The following is a 1,703-nucleotide window of genomic DNA, read 5'->3' as shown; positions in this document are numbered from 1 at the left end:
TGGAAGAAGCCCGCCAATTCCGGTGGGGCACAGCGAAGGAGAAGAGCCATGAGCCATTCCACCAACTCGGTAACGGTCACTGAAGCAATCTCGGTTGTCACCCTCGACATTTCCACCTGGTCCGGTGGTGTCACCATGAAGCAGGGCGAGCTTGGCGTCACGCTTCCGGAGAAGGCGTTTACGCGCGGCCGGAAGATGCTCGTGAAGCCGGAGGCCCTGAACCCCGGCCTGACGCTTCGGCGTCGTGCTCGGGATCGCTGCCTGAAGGTCGGCACTCGCTTTCTGGGCGGGTACGCTGTCCCGAAGGGAGCCCTCCCCGATCTCCTGTCGGACCTGTCTGCAATGCAGACCGAGTTCAACGACTTCGTGGAGGATTTCGTGCAGCGCTTGACCAAGGAGGTCGATGAGTGGGTCGATCAGGACTGGTGTACTCCGGAAATGGAGGACGCCATCCGCCGGGGTGTCCCGAGCGCGAACACGCTTCGCAATCGCTTCGGGTTCGACTACGGGGTGTTCGACATCCAGCCCTCCGATGATGAACCGGACAACCTGACCCGCCACGCCGAAGGCATGGGCGGATCGGTCTTCCGGGAGGTCTCGCAGGCGGCCGAGCGCATCTACGACGACTTCATTGAGGGCTCCCGTAACCGCGATGAACCTCGCGTCACTCAGCGGTTGATCCGGGGTTCGATCACGAGCCTGCGGGACAAGCTCTCGGGACTGGAGTTCGTGGATAAGCGGGTTCCGCCTATCGTGATGGAGCTGGATGATGTGCTGAGCCGTATGCCCGAGAAGGGCGACATCACCGGGCAGAATCTCGGTGAGATCGTGTCGATGCTGGTTGTTCTCTCCGATGAGGAGAAGATGCAGAAGCTCGGGGAAGGTCTCCTTTCCCGTCAGCAGTTCTTCCCGCTCCAGATGGTCGGGAGCAACATTCCCGGTTCCACCCCCACCGTCGAAACGGACGAGGACGACAGCGAAGACGGCGACACCGAACCTGGCACCGAGACCGATTCGGATGTCCCGGTGACGCCGCCCGCTCCGAAGAAGAGGAACGACGCTGGAGCCAGCGTCTATGTCACCTTCTAGCCGAGGTCGATGACCACCAACCGCCCGCCCAGGCGTTGCCTGTGGCGGGTTTTTTTGTGCCCTCAACTCCTCGGAGAAGCAGGCCATCCCGGTCCTGCATTCCGAAGGAGATACCACGATGCAAGAGCAGATGATCGACCTGACCGTTTTCGGTCTTCCCGGCGGCCAGTTTCCGGGGTTTGCCCCGAATCACGAACTGGCCGAGCTGGTCCCCGAGTACAGCCCCCACCATGTCTTCGATACCGATGCCCTGCGGGATTTCCTCGCCTGGGTATCGCAACCGGACGGTGACGGGTTCTACATCCACGGCCCGACCGGCTGCGGGAAAACCTCGATGATCGAGCAGGCCGCCGCGCGGCTGAACTGGCCCGTTCGGCGGGTCAACGCTACCGAGCGGATGGAGCTGGCTGATCTGGTTGGGGACAAGTCCCTCGAAACGTCCGAGAGCGGTGAAGGCCCCGAGACGGGGTTTCAGTACGGCCCACTCGCGCTCGCCATGAAGGAGGGTGCGATCTTCATTCTCGATGAGGCCGACATCCTCAACCCGGCGGTCTTCGCCGCGCTCAATCCGGTCCTGGAAGGGAACGCTCTGGTTCTGGATCGGAACGGCGGGG

Annotated in this window: 2 protein-coding genes; both read left to right on the top strand. The window is 62.5% G+C overall.

Going from position 1 to position 1,703, the window contains the following annotated elements; genetic code table 11:
• The first annotated feature begins 48 nt into the window (after positions 1-48).
• Entirely contained in the window at positions 49-1,089 is a 1,041-nt protein-coding gene (locus C998_RS0113920; RefSeq protein WP_018871479.1) for a DUF3150 domain-containing protein, read from the top strand.
• 118 nt (positions 1,090-1,207) lie between these two features.
• On the top strand, positions 1,208-1,703 hold a 496-nt coding region (locus C998_RS14305), incomplete at its 3' end, for an AAA family ATPase (RefSeq protein ID WP_018871478.1).

This window comes from Thioalkalivibrio sp. ALgr3, from assembly GCF_000377325.1.
Classification (GTDB): domain Bacteria; phylum Pseudomonadota; class Gammaproteobacteria; order Ectothiorhodospirales; family Ectothiorhodospiraceae; genus Thioalkalivibrio.
The sequence above is the reverse complement of the archived record's forward strand: the minus strand, read 5'-3'. Positions and strand labels throughout refer to the sequence as shown.